Origin of the sequence: Dactylosporangium sp. NPDC051485 (assembly GCF_040682015.1) — a bacterium.
Lineage (GTDB): Bacteria > Actinomycetota > Actinomycetes > Mycobacteriales > Micromonosporaceae > Dactylosporangium.
On the sequence record NZ_JBFAZW010000156.1, the window covers coordinates 1 to 19,034 of the forward strand.

General features: G+C 74.9%; 18 protein-coding genes and 1 pseudogene. 8 read left to right on the plus strand and 11 right to left on the minus strand.

The genetic code is table 11. The features are described 5' to 3' along the window. The 3 genes from AB0M46_RS47075 to AB0M46_RS47085 form a co-directional block, all read left to right on the plus strand. On the plus strand, window positions 1-711 hold a 711-nt coding region (locus AB0M46_RS47075; RefSeq protein ID WP_363347436.1), incomplete at its 5' end, for a polysaccharide deacetylase family protein. Continuing rightward, a complete protein-coding gene (gene galE, locus AB0M46_RS47080) occupies window positions 708-1,670 on the plus strand; it encodes a UDP-glucose 4-epimerase GalE (RefSeq protein WP_363347438.1) in 963 nt (320 codons plus the stop codon). The genes AB0M46_RS47075 and galE, both read left to right, overlap by 4 nt. Then, the gene (locus AB0M46_RS47085) at window positions 1,640-3,025 is read left to right on the plus strand and encodes a HAMP domain-containing sensor histidine kinase (RefSeq protein ID WP_363347440.1); all 1,386 of its coding nucleotides are present in this window, start codon (window positions 1,640-1,642) and stop codon (window positions 3,023-3,025) included. The genes galE and AB0M46_RS47085 overlap by 31 nt, the downstream gene beginning before the upstream one ends. A 91-nt stretch (window positions 3,026-3,116) precedes the next feature. On the opposite strand, the gene AB0M46_RS47090 is transcribed toward AB0M46_RS47085, so the two are convergent. Both AB0M46_RS47090 and AB0M46_RS47095 read right to left on the minus strand, forming a co-directional pair. Beyond that, the gene (locus AB0M46_RS47090; protein ID WP_363347442.1) at window positions 3,117-5,417 is read right to left on the minus strand and encodes an FtsX-like permease family protein; all 2,301 of its coding nucleotides are present in this window, start codon (window positions 5,415-5,417) and stop codon (window positions 3,117-3,119) included. Beyond that, window positions 5,414-6,097 carry an ABC transporter ATP-binding protein gene (locus tag AB0M46_RS47095; protein WP_363347444.1) on the minus strand — a complete coding sequence of 228 codons (684 nt, stop codon included), beginning with the start codon at window positions 6,095-6,097 and terminating at the stop codon, window positions 5,414-5,416. The genes AB0M46_RS47090 and AB0M46_RS47095 overlap by 4 nt, the downstream gene beginning before the upstream one ends. A 202-nt stretch (window positions 6,098-6,299) precedes the next feature. On the opposite strand from AB0M46_RS47095, the gene AB0M46_RS47100 reads away from it, so the two are divergent. Both AB0M46_RS47100 and AB0M46_RS47105 read left to right on the plus strand, forming a co-directional pair. Beyond that, entirely contained in the window at window positions 6,300-7,571 is a 1,272-nt protein-coding gene (locus tag AB0M46_RS47100; protein ID WP_363347446.1) for a histidine kinase, read from the plus strand. Then, on the plus strand, window positions 7,568-8,260 hold the full coding sequence (locus AB0M46_RS47105; protein ID WP_363347448.1) for a response regulator transcription factor: 693 nt from the start codon (window positions 7,568-7,570) through the stop codon (window positions 8,258-8,260). The genes AB0M46_RS47100 and AB0M46_RS47105 overlap by 4 nt, the downstream gene beginning before the upstream one ends. Window positions 8,261-8,371: 111 nt before the next feature. On the opposite strand, the gene AB0M46_RS47110 is transcribed toward AB0M46_RS47105, so the two are convergent. The 3 genes from AB0M46_RS47110 to efeO all read right to left on the minus strand — a co-directional run bounded on the left by AB0M46_RS47110 (window position 8,372) and on the right by efeO (window position 12,321). Then, window positions 8,372-9,256 (minus strand): ABC transporter permease subunit, encoded by an 885-nt coding sequence (locus AB0M46_RS47110; protein WP_363347450.1) that lies wholly within the window; start codon window positions 9,254-9,256, stop codon window positions 8,372-8,374. Continuing rightward, a complete protein-coding gene (locus tag AB0M46_RS47115) occupies window positions 9,253-10,164 on the minus strand; it encodes an ABC transporter ATP-binding protein (protein WP_363347452.1) in 912 nt (303 codons plus the stop codon). The genes AB0M46_RS47110 and AB0M46_RS47115 overlap by 4 nt, the downstream gene beginning before the upstream one ends. A 225-nt stretch (window positions 10,165-10,389) precedes the next feature. Continuing rightward, window positions 10,390-12,321, minus strand: coding sequence for an iron uptake system protein EfeO (gene efeO / locus AB0M46_RS47120; protein ID WP_363347454.1), 1,932 nt, complete (start codon window positions 12,319-12,321; stop codon window positions 10,390-10,392). Between the two features lie 81 nt (window positions 12,322-12,402). Here efeO and AB0M46_RS47125 point away from each other — a divergent pair, with 81 nt between their 5' ends. Beyond that, complete coding sequence (locus AB0M46_RS47125) at window positions 12,403-12,786, plus strand: BlaI/MecI/CopY family transcriptional regulator (RefSeq protein WP_363347456.1); 384 nt, start codon at window positions 12,403-12,405, stop codon at window positions 12,784-12,786. Then, entirely contained in the window at window positions 12,783-13,682 is a 900-nt protein-coding gene (locus AB0M46_RS47130) for a M48 family metalloprotease (protein ID WP_363347458.1), read from the plus strand. Before AB0M46_RS47125 ends, AB0M46_RS47130 begins: the two co-directional genes overlap by 4 nt. Before the next feature lie 92 nt (window positions 13,683-13,774). On the opposite strand, the gene AB0M46_RS47135 is transcribed toward AB0M46_RS47130, so the two are convergent. From AB0M46_RS47135 to AB0M46_RS47155, 5 genes are all read right to left on the minus strand, one after another. After that, window positions 13,775-14,929, minus strand: a complete 1,155-nt coding sequence (locus AB0M46_RS47135; RefSeq protein WP_363347460.1) for a hypothetical protein — start codon at window positions 14,927-14,929, stop codon at window positions 13,775-13,777. Window positions 14,930-15,044: 115 nt separating this feature from the next. Next, window positions 15,045-15,860: a hypothetical protein gene (locus AB0M46_RS47140; RefSeq protein WP_363347462.1), complete on the minus strand. Its 816-nt coding sequence runs from the start codon at window positions 15,858-15,860 to the stop codon at window positions 15,045-15,047. Window positions 15,861-16,014: 154 nt separating this feature from the next. Beyond that, the gene (locus AB0M46_RS47145; protein ID WP_363347464.1) at window positions 16,015-16,755 is read right to left on the minus strand and encodes a hypothetical protein; all 741 of its coding nucleotides are present in this window, start codon (window positions 16,753-16,755) and stop codon (window positions 16,015-16,017) included. Between the two features lie 147 nt (window positions 16,756-16,902). Beyond that, on the minus strand, window positions 16,903-17,214 hold the full coding sequence (locus AB0M46_RS47150) for a helix-turn-helix transcriptional regulator (RefSeq protein ID WP_363347466.1): 312 nt from the start codon (window positions 17,212-17,214) through the stop codon (window positions 16,903-16,905). 139 nt (window positions 17,215-17,353) lie between these two features. Continuing rightward, window positions 17,354-17,605, minus strand: a complete 252-nt coding sequence (locus AB0M46_RS47155) for a hypothetical protein (RefSeq protein WP_363347468.1) — start codon at window positions 17,603-17,605, stop codon at window positions 17,354-17,356. A gap of 107 nt (window positions 17,606-17,712) precedes the next feature. On the opposite strand from AB0M46_RS47155, the gene AB0M46_RS47160 reads away from it, so the two are divergent. After that, a complete protein-coding gene (locus AB0M46_RS47160; protein ID WP_363347470.1) occupies window positions 17,713-18,651 on the plus strand; it encodes an NADP-dependent oxidoreductase in 939 nt (312 codons plus the stop codon). A gap of 59 nt (window positions 18,652-18,710) precedes the next feature. Here the strand turns inward: AB0M46_RS47160 and AB0M46_RS47165 are convergent. Then, window positions 18,711-19,034, minus strand: a pseudogene (locus tag AB0M46_RS47165) (hypothetical protein); the annotation flags it as partial.

A 19,034-nucleotide genomic window follows, 5' to 3' on the forward strand; every position in this document is an offset into this window, starting at 1 on the left:
GCGGTCGTCGCCGCCGGCCTCGTGGCCGGTGCCGCCGCGCACGCGCTGCCCGCCGTCACCGCGTTCACGCCCGGCCGCCGCGCGCTGCTGCCCGGCCTGGCCGGCACCGGGCCGGCCGATCGCGTCGCACTGACCTTCGACGACGGGCCCGACCCGGTGTCGACGCCGCTGTTCCTGAGGCTGCTGGCCGACCACGGCGTCCGCGCGACGTTCTTCCTCCTCGGCACGATGCTCGAGCAGGACCTCGGCCTCGGCCGGGAGATCGTCGCCGCCGGCCACGAGGTCGCCGTCCACGGCTGGTACCACCGCTGCCTGCTGTGGCGCGGCCCGCGCGCGACCCACGACGACATCGCCCGCGCCCGCGACCTCGTCGGCGGCCTCGGCGGCGGCGCCCCGCGCTGGTACCGGCCGCCCTACGGCGTGCTGACCACCGGCGCGCTGCTCGCCTGCCGCCGGCTGGGGCTGGAGCCGAAGCTGTGGACCGCGTGGGGCCGCGACTGGCGGGCCGCCGCCACGCCGGACTCGATCGTCGCCACGGTGACCAGCACCCTCGCCGGCGGCGGGACCGTGCTGCTGCACGACTCCGACTGCACGTCCGCGGCCGGGTCGTGGACGCGCACCATCGAGGCGCTGCCCCGGCTGATCGACTGGACCCGCGCCCGGAACCTGCGCCTCGGCCCGCTCGGCGACCACGGGCCGGTGCGCCCGTGACCTGGCTCGTCACCGGCGGGGCGGGGTACATCGGCGCGCACGTCGTCGCCCGGCTGCGCTGCGGCGGCGATCGGGTCGTCGTCCTCGACGACCTGTCCACCGGCGACCCGGTCCGCCTGCCCGCCGACGTGCCCCTGATCGTCGGTGACGCCGGCGACACGGCGCTGGTCCGGGCCGTCCTGCACGGCCACGGCGTCACCGGGGTGATGCACCTGGCCGGCAGCAAGTCCGCGCCGGAGTCGCTGGACCGGCCGATCCGGTACTACCAGCAGAACGTCGGCGTGGTCGCCGCCGTGCTCGACGCCATGGTCGCCACCGGCGTCGCCCGGCTGGTGTTCTCCTCCTCCGCGGCCGTCTACGGCCGGCCGGACACGCCGACGGTCGCCGAGGACGCCCCGACGAGGCCGCTGAGCCCGTACGGCCAGACCAAGCTCGCCGCCGAACAGCTCGTGGCCGCGGCCGGTGCGGCGCACGGCATCTCGTGGATCGCCCTGCGGTACTTCAACGCCGTCGGCGCCGCCGAGCCCCACCTCGGCGACCGCGGTACCACGAACCTGCTGTCGCTGGCCTTCGAGGCGCTGCGCACCGGCGTGCCGCTCACGGTGACCGGCACCCGGCTGCCGACCGCCGACGGCAGCGGCGTGCGCGACTACGTCGACGTCGCCGACCTCGCCGACGCCCACCGCCGGGCGGGCCTGCACCTCGCCGCCCGCCCGCACGCGCACGTCTACAACGCCGGCACCGGTCGCGGGCACTCGGTGCTGGAGGTGCTGCGGGCCGTCGGCGAGGCCGCCGGCGCGCCGGTGCCGGTGCGGCCCGGGCCGCCGCGCCCCGGCGACGCGCCCGAGGTCGTCGCCGAGACCGGCCGCATCCGCCGCGACCTGGGCTGGCGGCCCCGCCGGACCCTGGCCGAGAGCGTGGCCTGCGCGTGGCTGGCCGCCAGCACATGTTCCGCGTGATGCTGCGCGAGCGGCTCGGGGTGCGGATGCGCTCCGCGCTCGCCGCCGCGGCCGTCGTCGCGATCGCCGCGGTGCTCAGCGGCATCGCCCTCGTCGTCGCGGCCCGCATCCTCCTTGACCGCAACGTCGACCAGTCCACCACCGAGCGCGCCGCCCAGGTCGCCGGCGCGCTCGGCGACGGCGGGGCCGGGCTCGTCGCCGCGCTGCGTCCGTCGCCCCGTGACCGCACGATCGTCCAGGTCGTCGACGCCGACGGCCGGGTCGTCGCGGCGTCGGCCGCCGTCGGGGGCGCCGGGCCGATCTCGCCGCTGCGCCCCCGGACCGGGCAGACCCAGCGGGAACGGCGGCGGCTGGCGGTCGCCCACGACGAGACGTTCCACATCGTCGCCACCGGTGTGGCGGCCGACGGCGGGCGGCGTACCGTCCTCGTCGCCCAGTCGCTGGACGAGGTCAACGACGGCACCGAGGCGACCATCGGCGCCCTCGTCGTCGGGCTGCCGCTGCTCATCGCCGTGGTCGGCGTGGCCACGTTCCTGTTCGTCGGGCGCAGCCTCAGGCCGGTGGAGGCCATGCGCCGCCAGGCCGACACCATCACCGCCCAGAACCTGCACACCCGCCTGCCCGTGCCGGCCGCGGCCGACGAGATCGCCGCGCTGGCCGCGACGATGAACACGATGCTCGACCGGATCGAGGACGCCACCGCCGCCCAGCGGCGCTTCGTCGCCGACGCCAGCCACGAACTGCGCAGCCCGCTCGCGACGATGCACGCCGGCCTGGACATCCTCGAACACACGGACCTGCCGCTCTTCGCGCAGTCCCAGGTGCGGCGCATGCACCGGGAGAGCACCCGCATGGCCGCCCTGATCGCCGACCTGCTGCTGCTGGCCCGGGCCGACGAGTCGGGGCTGCGGCTGCGCCACGACGACGTCGACCTCGACGACCTCGTCTACGCCGAACGCGACCGGATCGCCGTACTGCATCCGCACCTGCGCGTCGAGGCACATGTGGCCCCCACGCGCGTGCAGGGCGACCCGCAGCACCTGCAGCGCGTCCTGCGCAACCTGCTCGACAACGCCGCCCGGCACGCCACCGGCCAGGTGCGCATCGACCTGTCCGGCGGCGACGGCCACGCCGAACTCGCCGTCACCGACGACGGCCCCGGCATCCCGCCCGCCGACCGGGAGCGGGTCTTCGACCGCTTCGTGCGCCTCGACGACGCCCGCTCCCGCGACGGCGGCGGCGCCGGCCTCGGCCTCGCCATCGCCCGCGACATCGTCACCACCCACGGCGGGACGCTCACCGCCGGGGACGGCCCCTCAGGCGGGGCGGCGCTGCACATCCGCCTCCCCGCCTGATCCCCGCCGGGCTACTCGAACTGGGCGTCGTTCGGCTCGGTCAGGCGGGGCGGCGCTGCACATCCGCCTCCCCGCCTGATCCCCGCCGGACTTACTCGAACCGGGCGTCGTTCGGGTCGGTCAGGCGGCGCAGCAGGGGCAGCGCGGACACGATCACGACCAACGCCACGGCGAGCCCCGCCCCCAGCGTCACGAAGTAACCGGATCCGGGCAGCGGCAGCGCGGGCCCGCCGGGCGCCACCGTGTGCGCGACCGACGCGGCGACGCCGAGGCCGGCGGCAATCGCCACGGCGGCGGCGCAGAGCAGCGGTACCACCGACTCGAATGTCACGACCCGCAACAGCACCGACGCCGGGGTGCCGGCGACGCGCAGCAGCGTGAAGGGCCGCCGGCGCTCCACGAGGCCGCCGCCGACCGCGACCGCCAGGCTGCAGCCGGCCACGAGCAGGGTCACCGCCACGACGGCCAGCGCCACCTGCTGCACCTGCCGGTAACGGGCGTCGCGCAGCGCGATGCTCTCGCCGAACGTCTTGGGAGCGCTGGTCGCGCCGATCCGGGCCGTGTACCCGGCCAGCAGCGTCCGGATTCGCTCCAGGGTCGCGGGATCGCCGGCGCGGACCAGCATGGCCTCGAGCGGCTGCGCCGCCGGGTCGGCATTGAACGCCTCGCTGTCGCGATCGGCGAACGGTAGCCGCAGGCTCGCGACGTTGTCGTGGCTGAGCAGCAGGCCGAACTGCGCCCGGATGGCCCGCAGGCCGCCGTCGCACCGCCCCAGCGCCGGGAACCGGGCCAGGTCGGCGCAGGCGATCGCGGCCTCGGTGGGTCCGCATGCGTTGGCGCCGACGCAGGCGTACCCGGTCAGCCGCTGCTCCGGTGCGTACAGCGGCAGCACGGCCGTGCCCGGCAGCGCCCGCAACCGGTCCACCAGCGCCCCGCCGGCACCCGGGGCCAGGCCCAGCACCGGATGCTCCGCGGCCGGATCCGGTTCGGGCACGAACGACACCCGCAGCACATCGGTCAGGGTTCCGCCGCCGGCCGCGCGCATCTCGGCGCCGAGCGCCGGGATGAGGCAGGCGATGACGGTGCCGACGAACACGGCGAGGACGAGTCCGCCGATCGACCGGAACGCGGCCTTGGGGTTGTCGGCCAGCCGCCGCGACGACAACAGCGCGGAGGCCCGGCGCGCGGTCCGGGCCATCAGCCGGGCGCCCTGCATCGTCAGCCAGGAGCCGCCGAGTATCAGTCCCAGCATGGTCAGCAGCAGCCCGAGCAGGGTGACCGGCAGCACCGCGTTGCCGGGGCCGTTGGACAGCCCGCCGGTCGCCGGCCCGGCCGGCTGCCGGCCGAAGACCACCGCAGCGACGGCGAACAGGGCGAGCCCGGCGACGAGCGGGCCGAGCCGCCAGGCCGAAGGGGCCGGCGGGGTGACCCGGCGGCTCGCGCTCAGCGGGGAGTGCTGCACGCGGCGCAGCGACACCACCGCGGCCAGCGCGGCGGCCAGCGGCACCCCGAGCCCGACCGCGAGGTACTGCGCGAGGCTCGGCGCGACGAGGTAGCCGAAGTACGGCGTGCCGACGACTGCCAATCCGGCAATCACCGGCTGGAACGGCTGGAACACCGCGACGCCGATGAGCGACCCGGCGGCCGCGCCGATGATCGCCTCGACCGAGGCGATGACGCCGACCTGCCGTGGTGTCGCCCCGGCCAGCCGCAACGCGGCGAAGCGCTCCTCCCGGCGGGCCGCCGCGAGCCGGGTCGCGGTGCCGATGAGCGTCAGCAGCGGGACCAGCAGTCCGGCCGCGACCAGGCCGAGGCCGTAGCGGTACAGGTTGGTGGTGCCGTCAATGTGGCTGCGCGAGGAGATCTCGCCGACCACGCGGGTGGCCGGCAGCGCGGCGAGGTCGGCCGGAGTCCGCCCGACGACGATGACCAGGTCGTCGGGGCGGGTCAGCCCCGCATCGCCGATCCGCCCGGCCAGCACGCCGGGAAACCGGTCCGCGAGTTCCTCGCCGGGGACCGCGGCCAGCAGGCGGGCCATGGCCGGCGAGGCGTAGTACTGCCCGGCGGCGGGCAGCCGGAGCAGGCCGGGGAGCACGGGCGCTTGCGCCGAGAGCGCGGCGACGTCGAGGCGCTGCACGACCCGGCCGGCGTAGTAGTCCTCGCTGTAGTTCCACAACACTCCGCGGTCGCCGGGGCCGTCCGGGCCGACCGGGGTGCCGGTGGTGCACTGCCAGCATCGGGTGCGGGCCGTGTCCTGGAACGCGTTGAACTCGGCCAGCACCGCGAGCAGGATGGTTACGCCGATGGCGACGGCGGCGGCGATCAGCACGAGCCGGGCGAGTGCCTCCCGGCCGCTGCGCAGCGTCAGCCGCGCGCCGAGGACGAACATCATCGGGCCGCCTCCGCCCCGGTCGCGGCGAACACCCGGCCGTCCCGGACGATGACGCGGCGATCGGCGTGGGCGGCGACGCGACCGTCATGGGTCACCAGCACGACCGCGACCCCCTCCTGCCGGGCCAGCCCGACCAGGAGCTCCATCACGGTCTCGCCGGTCGCGGAGTCGAGCGATCCGGTCGGTTCGTCGGCGAACAGCACCCGCGGGCCGATCGCGAGGGCCCGTGCGATGGCGGCCCGCTGCGCCTGCCCGCCGGACAGTTCGCCGGTGCGGCGGGCGCCGAGGTCGCCGAGCCCGAGCCGGTGCAGCCATGCTGCGGCGGTGGCGTACGCGTCGTGCCGGCGGACCTTGTTCAGCAGCAACGGCAGCGCGACGTTGTCCGCAACCGTCAGCTCCGGCACCAGCTGACCGAACTGGAACACGAACCCGAACTCGGTTCGCCGCAGCGTGGTGCGGGCCGCCTCGGACAGCGTGTCGAGCCGCCGGCCGTCGTAGCGGATCGCACCGCTGTCCGGCGTGAAGATCCCCGACAGGCAGTGCAGCAGGGTGGACTTGCCGGACCCGCTGGGCCCCATCACGGCCAGGATCTCGCCCTGTGCCACCGCCACACTCGCGTCGCGCAGCGCCGGCGTGGAACCGAACGACCGGAACAGGTGCTCGGCCTCGACCATGAGCATCGGTACTCCTACCTCTCGTCAGGCTGTGCCCGCACGCTATGGACGGGCGAGCGCACACCGCGTCGGTCCCGGCTACGAAATCGGCTTCCCCGCCGGTAGGACCCCGGCGCCGGGGTCATACCGCAGATGTACGACCTCGGGCCCAGCCGGATGCCGGCCCACGGGCGATGTGGCCGGGCAGCCGCTTTGTCACACTGATCCGGTGAACACGGCGACGATCGGCCAACGGTTGCGGCGCGGCGCGTTCGCGCCGCCGGCCCCTTCCCGCTTGGCGTTCATCGCGGATGCCATCCTCGCCGTGGCGCTCGCCGGCGGCGCGTTGCTCGGCTTCACCGCGCGAGTCCAGGGCCAATCGACGATCACGTCGAGCGGGGCGCCGATCCCGCCGCCGCCCGGGCGGCTGCCCGACGAGGTGCCCTACTTCGGCAGCATGCCCTGGCAGCAGGCTGTGCTGTGGGGGCTGCTCACCGTGCTGGCGACCTTGCCGCTGGCGGCTCGGCGGCGCTACCCGCTCGCGGTGTTCTGGGTCGTCGGGCTCGCCTCGCAGGCGTACCACCTGGCGCCGGGCTTCGACCCGACGTTCACGTTCGCCGCGTGCGTCGTGGCCGCCTACGGCGCGGTGATGTACAGCCCGTACCGGGTACCCGCCATCGTCAGCGTCGCCCTCGGCGGCATCGTGTTCGTGCTGCACCGGGCCAACCTGCCGATCGGCCAGCCGGGCCTGATGCTCATCCTCATCCTCGTCCCGGTGGCGCTGGCGGCCAACGCCGTGCACGGTATGCGGCAGCGGGTCCAGGCGGCCGAGGCGCAGCGGGCGACCGAGGCCGCGCTGGCTGTCCAGCACGAGCGGGCCCGCATCGCCCAGGAGCTGCACGACGTGGTCACGCACAACGTCAGCGTCATGGTCGTGCAGGCGGCCGCGGCGCGACGGGTCCTGGCCACCGCCCCGGACAAGGTCGACCAGGCGCTGTTCGCCATCGAGTCCAGCGGGCGGGCCGCGATGAGCGAGCTGCGCCACGTGATGGGGCTGCTGCACATGAGCGGCGACGAGCCCGACCAGGCCGGCCCGGAGGACCTGCTGCCCTCGCCCGGCCTGGACCTGCTGCCCGAGCTCGTCGAGCGGGTGCGCGCCTCCGGCACTGCGATCGAGCTCACCGTTGCCGGCACGCCGCGGCCCTTGCCGCCGGGCATCGATCTCGCGGCCTACCGCGTCGTGCAGGAGGCGCTGACCAACGCCGTGAAGCACGCGGCCGGCGCCCGGGTCCGCATCGGCATCGAGCACCAGCCCGCGGTGATCCGGCTGCGGATCGCCGACAGCGGTGGGCGGCCCGGCCCGTCGGCCCCCGCCGGCAACGGCCGCGGCCTCATCGGCCTGCGCGAGCGTCTCGCGGTGTACGGCGGCACCCTCGACAGCGGACCCCTGCCCGCGGGCGGCTACCAGGTGCTGGCCACGATCCCACTGGAGCGTGCATGACGAATCCGGCCCGTGACGGCGACCGCCCCCTGCGCGTGGTGATCGCGGACGACCAGGCGCTCGTGCGAACCGGCTTCGCGATGATCCTTGCCGCGGAGGGGATGGATGTCGTCGCCGAGGCCGGCGACGGCGCCGAGGCCGTCGACGCGGTCCGGCGTACTCGCCCCGACGTCGTGCTGATGGACATCCGCATGCCCCACATGGACGGTCTGGAGGCCACCCGGCGCATCCTGACCGACCACCCGGACCCTCCGCGGATCCTGATTCTGACGACGTTCGACCTGGACCGGTACGTCTACGCGGCGCTCAGCGCTGGGGCGAGCGGATTCCTGCTCAAGGACGTCACCGCCGACCGGCTCGTCGCGGCGGTGCGCATGGTGCGTGCCGGCGACGCCCTGCTCGCGCCGAGCGTCACCCGCCGCCTGGTCGAGCGGTTCGCCGAGCGGCAGGACACCGCCACGCTGCACCGCGACCTGTCCACGCTCACCCCGCGCGAGATGGACATCCTCCGCCTGATCGCGCGCGGCCTGAGCAACCAGGAGCTGGCCCGGCAGCTGCAGATCAGCGAGACGACGGTGAAGACCCACGTCACGAGGGTCTTCACCAAGCTCGGCATCCGCGACCGCGCCCAGGCGATCATCGTGGCCTACGAGACCGGTCTGATCACACCGGGAACGTCACCCCGCTGACGGAGAAGCCGGGCTCTCGTCGCCGGCCGCCCCGCTGGGACGGCCGGCCGGAGCATCGGTACCACTGGAGGGTCGCCGCGATCGGCTGAGGGCGCCGCCGATTGCCGGGCGTCAGGAGACGTCGCGCCGCCGCAGCAGCGACGTCCCGGCCAGCGTGGTCACCGCGGCGTAGCCGAGCAGGACGGCGGCGCCGACCCACTGCGGCGGGCTCTGGTCGAAGGTCTTCGTCGGCGAGATCATGACGGCCGACGCCACCGACGGCACGACGACCTGGGCGGCGAGGATCCAGTCCTGCTTGATGACGTAGGTGTACAGCAGGTCGAACACGCCGCCGGCCGCCGCCGCGCCGACCAGGTAGAGCACGGTTGCGGCAACGGTCGCGGTGAGCTGGCTGCGGATCAGGGCACCGAACCCGACGCCGAAGACGGCCCAGGTCGTGTAGGCGGCGAGGTTGAGCAAGACGGCCCGCAGGACACCCCACTGGCCGAGCTGCGTGCCGTAACCCTCGCTGCTCAGGAAGACGGCGCCGGCGACCAGGGCGAGCGCGGTCGAGGCGAGCCAGGACGCGGCGGCGACGATGACGGCGGTGCACAGCTTGGCCACGACCACGGCACCCCGGCGCGGGGTGAGCAGGTACGTGGTGGTGGCGGTCTGCTGGTGGTACTCGCCGGTGACCAGCACGACGCCGAGAAGGCAGGTCAGGAGCACGCCGATGAGCTGTCCCGCCGTGAAGATCGTGGCGGCCTGGGTGAGCGCGCTGTGGCCGAGGTTCCATTCGCCCCGCAGCCGGTTGAGGAACTCGGGCGGCATCTGCGCGGCGGTGCGCCCGTGCGCGTGCAGCGCCACGAACGCGTCGAACGGCTGCAGCAGCTCGTGCGCCTGCACCAGGTCGATGGCGAGCATCACCCCGGTGCTGACGAACGTGGCGGCGGCCAGAAGCCACCACAGGCTGGTCGTGCGCAGCTTGAACAGTTCCGCCCGGACCAGACGTGTCATCGGATGGCCGCCTTCGCGTGGGTCAGGTCGAGGAACACGTCCTCGAGGCCGGGCTGTTCGGTGATGAGCTGGTGCAGGGCGACCCCGGCGGCCAGGGCGGCGTCGCCGACGGCCTCGGCGGCGACGCCCGCCACGCGTAGCCGGTTCGGGCCGTCCGCCGTGACCGCGGCGCCGAGCTGCTGCAGGGCCGCGGCGAGCTTCTCCGGCTCCGGGGTGCGCGCATGCACCACGGCCTCGCCGCCGGCCGAGCCGAGCACCTCGGCGACCGGCCCCTGCCGCACGAGCCGTCCGGCCGCGACGATGACCACGTCGTCGGCGAGCGACTGCATCTCGGCGAGCAGGTGGCTGGAGACCAGGACCGTGCGCCCCTGTGCGGCCAGGCCCTGCAGCAGTTCGCGCATCCAACGGATGCCTTCGGGGTCCAGGCCGTTGGCGGGCTCGTCGAGGATCAGGACCCGCGGATCGCCGAGCATCGCCGTGGCGATGCCGAGCCGCTGGCGCATGCCCAGGGAGTACCCCTTGAAGGGCCGGTCCCCGGCGGGGTGCAGGCCGACCAGGTCGAGTACCTCCTCCGCGCGCGTGCGGGGCAGCCCCGTGGTGATGCAGCAGGCGCGCAGATGGTTGCGGCCGGTGCGAGCCTTGTGCGCCGAGGACGCCTCCAGCACGGCGCCGACCACGCGGGCCGGCTCGGGCAGGTCGACGTAGCGTCGCCCGCCGACGGTGGCGGTGCCGGCGTCCGGCGCCACCAGGCCGAGCAGCATCCGGAGCGTCGTGGTCTTGCCGGCGCCGTTGGGGCCGAGGAACCCGGTCACCCGGCCGGGCTCGACGGTGAACGAGAGGTCGTCGACGGCGGTGACGCCGCGGTACTGCTTGCGTAGCCCCGACACGACGATGCGAGCGTCGTCCATGGAGTCCTTTCGGGAAACGGCGACGTGTTGTTGCAGGATTTGCTGTGGTGATAAGAGCGGTCGCCGATCCGGCTAAGGATTGCGTGAGAAAATTCGGGCTCGGCCGCTACGCCCACCGGGCCGGGATCGTGTGCGGCGGGACCGGCGGGCCCCGGGCCGGCCGAGCAGCAGGTCGCGGGCCGGGGCCGGTAGCGGGCCGCGACCGGCTGCCGGCCTGATCCGGGCTCAGCGGTGGGCGACGGCGGCGGGAACGGCGCTGACCTGTTCGGCGAGGGCGTTGACGACGGCGGCCAGGCGCTGCACCTGCGCCGCCTGCAGCGAGTCGTACGCGACGAATCCGTCGCCCTGCCGGTACTTCGCCAGCTCCGCGTCGACTGCGGCGAACTGGTCGTCGAGGTGCGCGTCGTAGGCGGGTCGCCGCGCGGCGATCGCCGCGCGGCAGCCCTCGACGTTGGCGGCGAAGTCCCACAGGTCGGTGTGCGAGTAGCGGTCCTCCTCGCCGGTGACCTTCTTCGTGGCGACCTCGTCGAGCAGGCTCTTGGCGCCGTTGGCGATCCCCAGCGCGGTGAGCGTCACGCCGTCGAGGCGCTTGCGCAGTTCGGTGACGTCGGCGAGGAGCTGATCGGCGACGGCGGCGACCGCGGTCAGGTCGCCGCCGCCCCACAGCTGCTGCTCGATGCGGTGGTAGCCGGTCCAGGCGGTGCCGGGGTCGAGGTCGCCGTCGCGGGCGTCGATCCTCGGGTCGAGGTCGGCGAAGCTCTCCGCGACGGTCTCGATCCGCTCGTACGGCGCCCGGGCCGGGGCGTAGAGCGCCTGGGCCTTCGCCCGGTCGCCGGCTTTCACGGCGGCGACGAAGCCGGTGGTCCGTTCGACGAACGCGGCCGCCTGCTGCCGCACGTAGTCCTGGTAGGCGGCCGCCGCGGCGGCGAGCGCGGGATCGGCCGAGGCCGCCCCGGACGCGTCGCCACCCGGGCCGGTGACCGTGAACGCGGCGCGGATACCGGCGCCGGTCATGCCCGGCCGGCAGGAGATGGTGTACGTGCCCGCGGTGAGCTCGACGTGCAGCGTGCGGCTCAGCCCGGGGGCGATGTTCTCGACCTCGCCGACGACGCGGTCCGCGGCGGCGTACACGTAGAACTCGGTGACCTTGCCGCCCTCGTTGCGCACCTCGAACACGCGCGGACCGGCCGCGGCGTGGTCCGCGCTCAGCCGGCATTGCGTGTCGGTGGCGGTGACCGCGATGGTGTCCGATGCGGACGGCGCGGCGGACGGACCGCCGCACGAGGCGAGCGCGGCGACCGCCCCGAGCGCGGCGTACGCGTGGACGCGCGGCCGCGGCGCGGAGTGCGCCTGCGCGGGCCGGAAGAACAGCGCCAGCATGACCATCGCGAAGGCCAGCCAGGCGCCGATCTCGAGCACGCTCGCCCGCGGGGTGAGGTTGACCGTGCCGGCCAGCAGGGTCGCGTACCACGACGCCGGGTCGACCAGGCCGCCGAGGTCGAAGGCGATCCGGTTGCCGCCGGGCAGCACCCCGGCGCTCTGCAGGCCGTGGACGCCGTACTTGAGGATGCCGGCGGCGACGAGGATGAGCAGCGCGCCGGTCCAGGTGAAGAAGCGGCCGAGGTCGACGCGGGCGGTGGCGGTGGACACGGCCCAGCCGAGCGCGACGGCGGCGGCCACGCCGGTGAGCATGCCGGCCAGCGGGGCGGCTCCCGCGGTACCGCCGGCGCCCTCTGCGGCCGCGAACACCAGCAGCACCATCTCCACGCCCTCGCGGAGCACGGCGAAGAACGCCATCGCGGCGACGGCCCAGCCGCCGACGCGCAGCGCGTTTTCGAGGCGCCCGGTCAGCTCGCCGCGCAGGGTGCGCGCGGTGCGGCGCATCCAGAAGATCATCCAGGTGACGAGGGCGACCGCGGCCAGGGACGTGACCGCCTCGAACAGCTCCAGCCGGGTGCCGGCGCCCAGCCAGGCCGCGGCCGAGGTCAGCAGGACGCCGGCCGCCGCGCAGATCAGCACGGCGCCGCCGACGCCGGCCCAGACGTGCCGCAGGTGCTCGCGCCGCCCGGCCCGGTTGAGGAAGGCGATCAGGATGGCCACCACGAGCGAGGCCTCGAGGCCGTCGCGCAGGCCGATGAGCAGGCTGGCGAGGAACACGCAGTACTCCTGGGAGTAGGTTAGGTGAGCCTCATCAAACTTCTACAACTTGTAGGAACTGTCAAGCGGTACCGTATTGGCGTGACCGCGTCCGAACGTCGCCCCTGGGGCTCACTCGAGGTGGACGTGCTGGCCGTGCTGCGCGCCGTCGGCGAGCCGCTCACCACCGCGCAGGTGCAGGCCGGGCTCGGCGGCGGCCCGGCGTACAACACCGTCCAGACGATCCTCACGCGCCTGCTGGACAAGGGCCTGACCCAGCGCGGTCCCAGCCCGCAGGGCGGCCGCGGCCACGTCTACTGGCCCACCCAGGACGCCCCGACGGTCACCGCGCAGCGGATGCGCGAGCTGCTCGACGGCCCCGGCGACCGGCGGGCCGTGCTGCGCGAGTTCACCGCCGACCTCGACCCGGCCGACGCCGACCTGCTGCGCGCGCTGCTGGCCCAGGCCCCGGACGCCCCCGCATGACCTGGCTCGTCTACCTGCCGCTGATCCTGCCCGTCCTGCTCGTCCCGGCCGCCCGGCGCGCGACGGCGGCGAGCCGGCCGGAGACGGCAGCCCGGGCGCTCACGGCGGCGGCCGCGCTCGCCGCCGCGTGTTCGACCGCCTGCCTGGTACTGCTGACCGCGTCGCTGCTCGACGACCTGCCGCCCCTGGAACAGCACGAGGACCACGCCGCCGTCCTCGGCCGGGTCCTGCCCGAGCCGGTGCCCGACTGGCTCGCCCTGACCGCCGCGCTGGCGCTGGCGTGGCTGGCCGGGCGGCTCGCCCGCGAGGCATGGCGCCGCGACCGGGCCGCCGCCGTGCTGCACGATGCCGGCCGCCCCGTCGATGGCCTGCTGGTGACCGACTGGGGGGCGCCCCGGGCGGTCGCGGTGCCGGCACGACGGGGCCGCGCGGGACACGTGCTGGTCACCACCGGCCTGCTGCGGCTGCTCGACGACCGCGAGCGCGCCGTGGTGCTCGCCCACGAGCGGGCGCACCTGCGGCGCCGGCATCACCGCACCGCGGCGGTCGCGGCCGTCTCCCGCGCGGTCAACCCGCTGCTGCGCCCGATTCCAGCGGCCGTGGACGTCCTCGTCGAGCGCAGCGCCGACGAGGACGCGGCCCGGGAGAGCGGGGATCGCATCCTCGTCGCGCGCACGATCGGCAAGGTCGCGCTCGCCGGCCCGGCCGCCGGCCGAGGGGGCCTCGGATTCCACGGTTCGGCGACGGTACGGCGGGTGACCGCGTTGCTGACGCCACCGTCGGGCCGCGCGTTGCCGCTGCTCGCGCTCGCCGCCGCCGGCCTCTCGCTCGCCGCCACCGGTGTGGCCGTCATCGGCTTCGTCGAGCTCGCCTCCGTGTGGCTGCCGACCCGCTGACCGGTTCTCGGCCCAGGCGCGGCGGCCGGGCCGGGGGAGCGGCGCGGCCGCCGCCACCGAGGACGCAAGCGTGGGCGATGCCCATCGGGGCCTCAGGCGAACGTGACCTGGAGCTGGCCGGAGTTGTCGAGGCTGACGCGGCCCTTCGGCTGGATGACGCTGTCGCTGCCGTGACTGCTGGCGGGCGTGCCGCCGGTCGTGACGAGGGTGATCTCCAAGTGCACGACGGTGTCGGTGCCGGAGAAGTTCACGTGGTCGACCGCGTCGGCGTCGGGCGTGTACGTGCACACCGGGAGACGGGTGACCGACATGGCGATGGTGGCGGTGATGTTCCGCACCACGACCGGCTCATCGAGCTTGACCCAGCCAAGACCCGGGCCATCGACGCCGTCCGCCTTCATGAAGACTCCGGACGGGCAGGATGCGCTCGACACGAAGTCGTCGCCGGCACACTTCTGCAGCGCGGCGGCGATCGCCGCGTCCGCCTTGGCGCGGCCGTCCGCCGACACGCTCGGCGGCGGCAGTGTGACCGTGGCGACGGCGTCCGGGGACGGTACGGCGGCGGCGGAGCGGGCGTCGAACAGCGCGTTCCCGGCCACGGTGACGGCGTAGGCGCCGGGGAACGCCGGGCCGCCCTTGGCCGGGTCGATGGCGAGCCCGTTGACCGTGACCGTGCTCGCCGCCGTCAGGTTCGGGAAGGAGAGGCGGACGAGCGGGGACTCCAGCATGTAGTCGCGGCCGCGCCGCTGCGCCTTGAGCGTCTGGGTGACCGTCGAGCCGTGCGCCTGGTACTGCACCGTCATCGTGGCCGTGTCGCCGGCCTGGGCGACGCGGGTGATCGTCATGCCCTGTGGCCGCGCCGCCGGGTCGGTGAGCGCGGCGTCGGTCAGGAGCGGGTCGTAGGTCGGCAGGTCGGCGGCGAGCGAACTCTTGTCGATGTCCCGCAGGGCGACGGTCGCGTCCCCGGCGGCCAGCCGGGCGAAGTAGTCCTGCGCCACGTCCCGCGGGTCGGGGGTGAGCGCCCGCCACGCGACCACGCCACCGGCCGCGGCGAGCGCGACGAGCAGCGCGGCGGCCCCGGCGAGGAGGAGGCGGCGCCGGCGCGGCCGACCGGCCTCGCGGGTGGCCGTCCCGGCTCCCGCTCCCGCGTCGGCTCCCGCTCCCGCGTCGGCTCCCGCTTCCGTCGGAGTCTGGTCCTGCGGTGCGGGGATGTCGTCGATGTCGCCGGGCGTGGCTTCCTCTGTCACGCCGGTACGATATGCGGGTTGATCATTACGATGCGGACCCGCCCCGCGATCGATGCCGGGCCGTTATCGACCGTCGTGACGGCCACGGGGCGCGGCCGTCACGACGGTCTGAGCGTTACTTCCTTGCGCCGTGGCCGCCGGTGTGGAGGGTGAAGGTCTTGAGGTCGGCGCTGACGTCGTAGACGATCTTGTCGCCGTCCTTGGTGCCGAGTACGTGGTAGGAGCCGTCGGGGTCCTTGTGAACCCTGACCACGGTCACGGCGGAGTCCTTCGCCTTCATCGCGGCGGTCACCTTGGCCAGTTCGTCGCCGGTCACGGCCTTGTCGTTCCAGCCGCGACCGCCGTCGCCGTGGCCGCCGGTGTGGAGGGTGATGGTCTTGAGGTCGGCGCTGACGTCGTAGAGGACCTTGTCGCCGTCCTTGGTGCCGAGTGCGTGGTAGGAGCCGTCGGGGTCCTTGTGAACCCTCTTCACGGTCACCGCGGAGTCCTTCGCCTGTATCGCGGCGGTTACCTTGGCCAGCTCGTCGCCGGTCACGGCCTTGCCGTCCCAGCCGCGACCGCCGTCGCCGTGACCCCGGCCGTGGCCGCCGGTGTGCAGGGTGATGGTCTTGAGGTCGGCGCTGACGTCGTAGAGGACCTTGTCCCCGTCCTTGGTGCCGAGTACGTGGTAGGAGCCGTCGGGGTCCTTGTGAATTCTCTTCACGGTCACCGCGGAGTCCTTCGCCTTCATCGCCGCGGTTACCTTGGCCAGCTCGTCCCCGGTCACCGCCTTGTCGTGCGAGCCGCCCCTGCCCGGATCGCTCGAACCGGCGGTGGCGCCCGGCGACGGCGATGCTGTCTCCGCGCTCGCCAGCGACGCCGCGCCGAACACCATCGCACCGGTCGCCGCCAGACCGGCCGCGGCCAGGCTGATCCGCCGAACGCTCTTCATCGACTTCATCGACACGTCATGTGCTCCCGTCGCCCCCGGCACAGGCCCACTGCCTGCGCTTTCGCGACCTACAGCATCCGGGCCGAACCTGGGCGAACGCTGGCAAGGACCTGCCGTGCACCTGGCATTGCGGCGGTGACGCTTCGTGACGTTCTCACGGCCTCCGCGCGGGCAGGTTCTGCCCGGTCTGCAGGGTCAGGCCGGCGAGCAGGCCCAGCGCCGCGGTCACGCAGAGGTTGCCGACGCCGGTGTGGAGCGCGGACAGGGTGCCCTGCCCGGCGGCCAGGGCCGTCCCGGCGCCGACGAGCAGCAGCGCGCCGCGCAGCCGGCGGGCGGTCGGCACGACGCTGATCCGCTGCACCCGGGCGACCAGCGTGCAGGCCCGCAGCGCGGCGAACGCGAGTGTCGACCAGTAGTACGCGACCAGCACCACGCCGATCGCGGCCGTCGGGCGCTCGACCAGGCCGCTGTTGGCGAGCGCGACCATGGCCACGACCGCGACGCCGGGGGCCGCCATGGTGCCGACCGCCTCGGCGCACAGGATGCGCAGCGCGCGCCATCGCAGCGGCGGCAGCGGCGCCGCCAGCAGCGCGCCGACCGCGAGCAGCGCGAGCCACAGCGCGGTGGCGTGCGGATACGGCGCCGGCTCGGCGGCCCGCAGCAGCAACGTCGCGGCGGCGGTGACGGCGAACAGGGCGACCGCCAGCACCCGGCGGGTCTGCCCGGCGGCGGTCTCCGGCCAGTCGCCGGGGTGCAGCCAGAGCCGGACCGCCCCGGCGACCGCGTCGGTCCAGGAGCGGGCGCCGCGTTCGGCGACCTCCCGGCCGATCTCGGCGCCCCAGCGCTCCCGGACGGCAGGCGGGTACAGCGCGACGATGACCTCGGCCGCGCTCACGCCATCACCTCCGCTCCGCTGCGGCGCCGACCTGAGCCAAAGTTGTTTCCATGGCTCGCGGCCCCCGGCGCCGGAGCGAAGCGGAGGGACGCCACGAGCCAAGGCTGAGCCCAATGTTCGCGGTCCCTCCGCAACGCTGCGGACCGCTCATGCCGGCTCGGCCCCCAGCGCCCGCAGCCCGGCCTGCGCGACCCGGGCCAGCTGCTCGAGCTCGGCCCGCAGTGCGGCCCGGCCGGCGTCGGTGATCCGCATGGTGCGCTGACGCTCCTGGCCGTCGCCGTCCTCGGCCACCGGCTCGATCAGCCCGCGGGCCTCCAGCCGGGTCAGCGCACCGTACAGGCTGCCGGGCCCGAGCTTTCGGCCGGTGAGCGCCTCGATTCCGGCGTTGACGGCGTAGCCGTGGCGGGGCCGGTCGGCGAGGACGGTGAGCACGACCATCTGGGCGTCGGTGCTGTGCATGACCACGACTCTACTACTCGCCTCGTACTACGAGGTGCTTACCACGTCGAGCAGGCGAGACGGCTCAGGCCGGCGAGCCCGTAGCCGCCGCCCCCGGGGCCGGGCGCGCCCGTCGGCGGGGCCGGCCCCGGGGAACGGGTCAGTCCCGCTCTTCCTCGCGGGTCGGCTGCTCGCTGAGCAGCGTGAACTCGAACTCGACCTGGATGGTGTCGGGGGCCTCCTCCGACGTCACCAGGTAGGACTCGACGCGGAAGCCGAGGTTGAGCACGTCCGCGGCCCGCATGTGCTCCACCAGTTCCTCGACGGCGGAGAAGTAGGCGGTGTAGATGATCGAGGGGCCGGTCGGCTCGGCCTGCGTCTCGGGGGTCTCAGCAGCGAAATCAACGGTCACGAGCGGCGAGCCTACGACAGCCTGCCGAGGTGCGCGACCGCGGCGGCGGCGCCGTGAACCCGCGCCGCGCCGGGTTACCGGACCGCCGGCGGGGTAGACAGGGCGCCATGGCTCTGCGATGGATCGCGCCGCAGTTCGGCGGGCCGGAGGTACTCACCCTCGTCGAGACCGACGTCCGGCCGCCCGACGCCGGCGAGGTGACGATCGACGTGCGGGCGGCCGGGGTGAACCCGGCCGACTACAAATCCATCGCCGCCGAGCGCGGGCCCGACCGGGAGCTGCCGCTGCCGATCGGGTACGAGGTCGCCGGGGTGCTCAGCGCGATCGGCCCGGACACCGAGATCGCCTCCGGTGGCGGGGCGGCCGGCGACGAGGTGGTGGCGTTCCGGATCAGCGGCGGGTACGCCACCCAGGTCACCGTCCCCGCGAAGGACGTCTTCGCCAAGCCCGGCGCGCTGGACTTCCCGGCCGCGGCGAACCTGCTGCTCGCCGGGACCACCGCCGCCGAGGCCCTGCACGTCACCGGAGTGCGGGCCGGCGAGACGATCCTCGTGCACGGCGCGTCCGGCGCGGTCGGCATCAGCGTGCTGCAGCAGGCCCGCCTCATGGGCGCCAACGTCGTCGGCACGGCGGGCGAGCGCAACTTCGACCTGCTGCGCCGCGCCGGCGCGCAGGCGATCGCCTACGGGCCCGGGCTCGTCGACCGGGTGCGCGTGGCCGCGCCGGAGGGCATCGCCGCGATCATCGACACCGTCGGCACCGACGAGGCCATCGACTCGGTCGGGCGGCTGCTGCCCGACGCGGGCCGGGCCGTGACGATCGTCCCCTCGGACCGGTCGCGGGCGGCCGGCATCACCGCGATCGCCGGCGCGCTGCCACAGAGCGCGGCGTACCGCGACAGCGTCCGCGGCCGGCTGCTGGACTTGGCCGCCGAGGGCAAGCTCGTCGTACCCGTCGCCCGGACGTTCCCGCTGACCGAGGCCCCGGCCGCGATCGACCTGGTGCGCGGCGGCCACCCGGGCGGCAAGGTCGCCCTCATGCCCTGACCAGCCCCCCGCGCCGGAAGCCAGCACCCGCCGCCGGGCCAGGCCCGCGACGGCCGCGGCTACGCCTGGGACGTCAGGGCGGCCAGCTTCCGGGCGGCGGTGGCCAGGCGGCCGCGGCCGGTGGCGGCCCGGGCCAGGCCCGCGACGGCGGGGCGCGCTGCGCCGCCGGTGCGGGCGGCGGTCGCGGCGAGGTCGACCAGATCGGCCAGGCCGGGCCGGGGCGGCAGGGCCAGCAGCGGCGGCAGGGCGGCCACGGCGAACTGCCACACCGCCTCGTGCGCGCCGCCGCGCAGCGCCTCGGTCAGCGGCGCGACGACCCGCTGGAGAGTCAGCAGGCCCGCGGCGGCCAGCGCGCCGGCCTGCTCGCCCGCCGCGGTGCCGGT

What these genes read in the sequence shown, in the direction of transcription:
- AB0M46_RS47095 (WP_363347444.1), bottom strand. Translation starts at nt 6,097, where the DNA reads ATGCTCATGGTCGAGGCCGAGCACCTGTTCCGGTCGTTCGGTTCCACG.
- AB0M46_RS47140 (WP_363347462.1), bottom strand. Translation starts at nt 15,860, where the DNA reads ATGAAGAGCGTTCGGCGGATCAGCCTGGCCGCGGCCGGTCTGGCGGCG.
- AB0M46_RS47150 (WP_363347466.1), bottom strand. Translation starts at nt 17,214, where the DNA reads ATGCACAGCACCGACGCCCAGATGGTCGTGCTCACCGTCCTCGCCGAC.
- AB0M46_RS47110 (WP_363347450.1), bottom strand. Translation starts at nt 9,256, where the DNA reads ATGACACGTCTGGTCCGGGCGGAACTGTTCAAGCTGCGCACGACCAGC.
- AB0M46_RS47105 (WP_363347448.1), top strand. Translation starts at nt 7,568, where the DNA reads ATGACGAATCCGGCCCGTGACGGCGACCGCCCCCTGCGCGTGGTGATC.
- AB0M46_RS47130 (WP_363347458.1), top strand. Translation starts at nt 12,783, where the DNA reads ATGACCTGGCTCGTCTACCTGCCGCTGATCCTGCCCGTCCTGCTCGTC.
- AB0M46_RS47160 (WP_363347470.1), top strand. Translation starts at nt 17,713, where the DNA reads ATGGCTCTGCGATGGATCGCGCCGCAGTTCGGCGGGCCGGAGGTACTC.
- AB0M46_RS47115 (WP_363347452.1), bottom strand. Translation starts at nt 10,164, where the DNA reads ATGGACGACGCTCGCATCGTCGTGTCGGGGCTACGCAAGCAGTACCGC.
- AB0M46_RS47090 (WP_363347442.1), bottom strand. Translation starts at nt 5,417, where the DNA reads ATGATGTTCGTCCTCGGCGCGCGGCTGACGCTGCGCAGCGGCCGGGAG.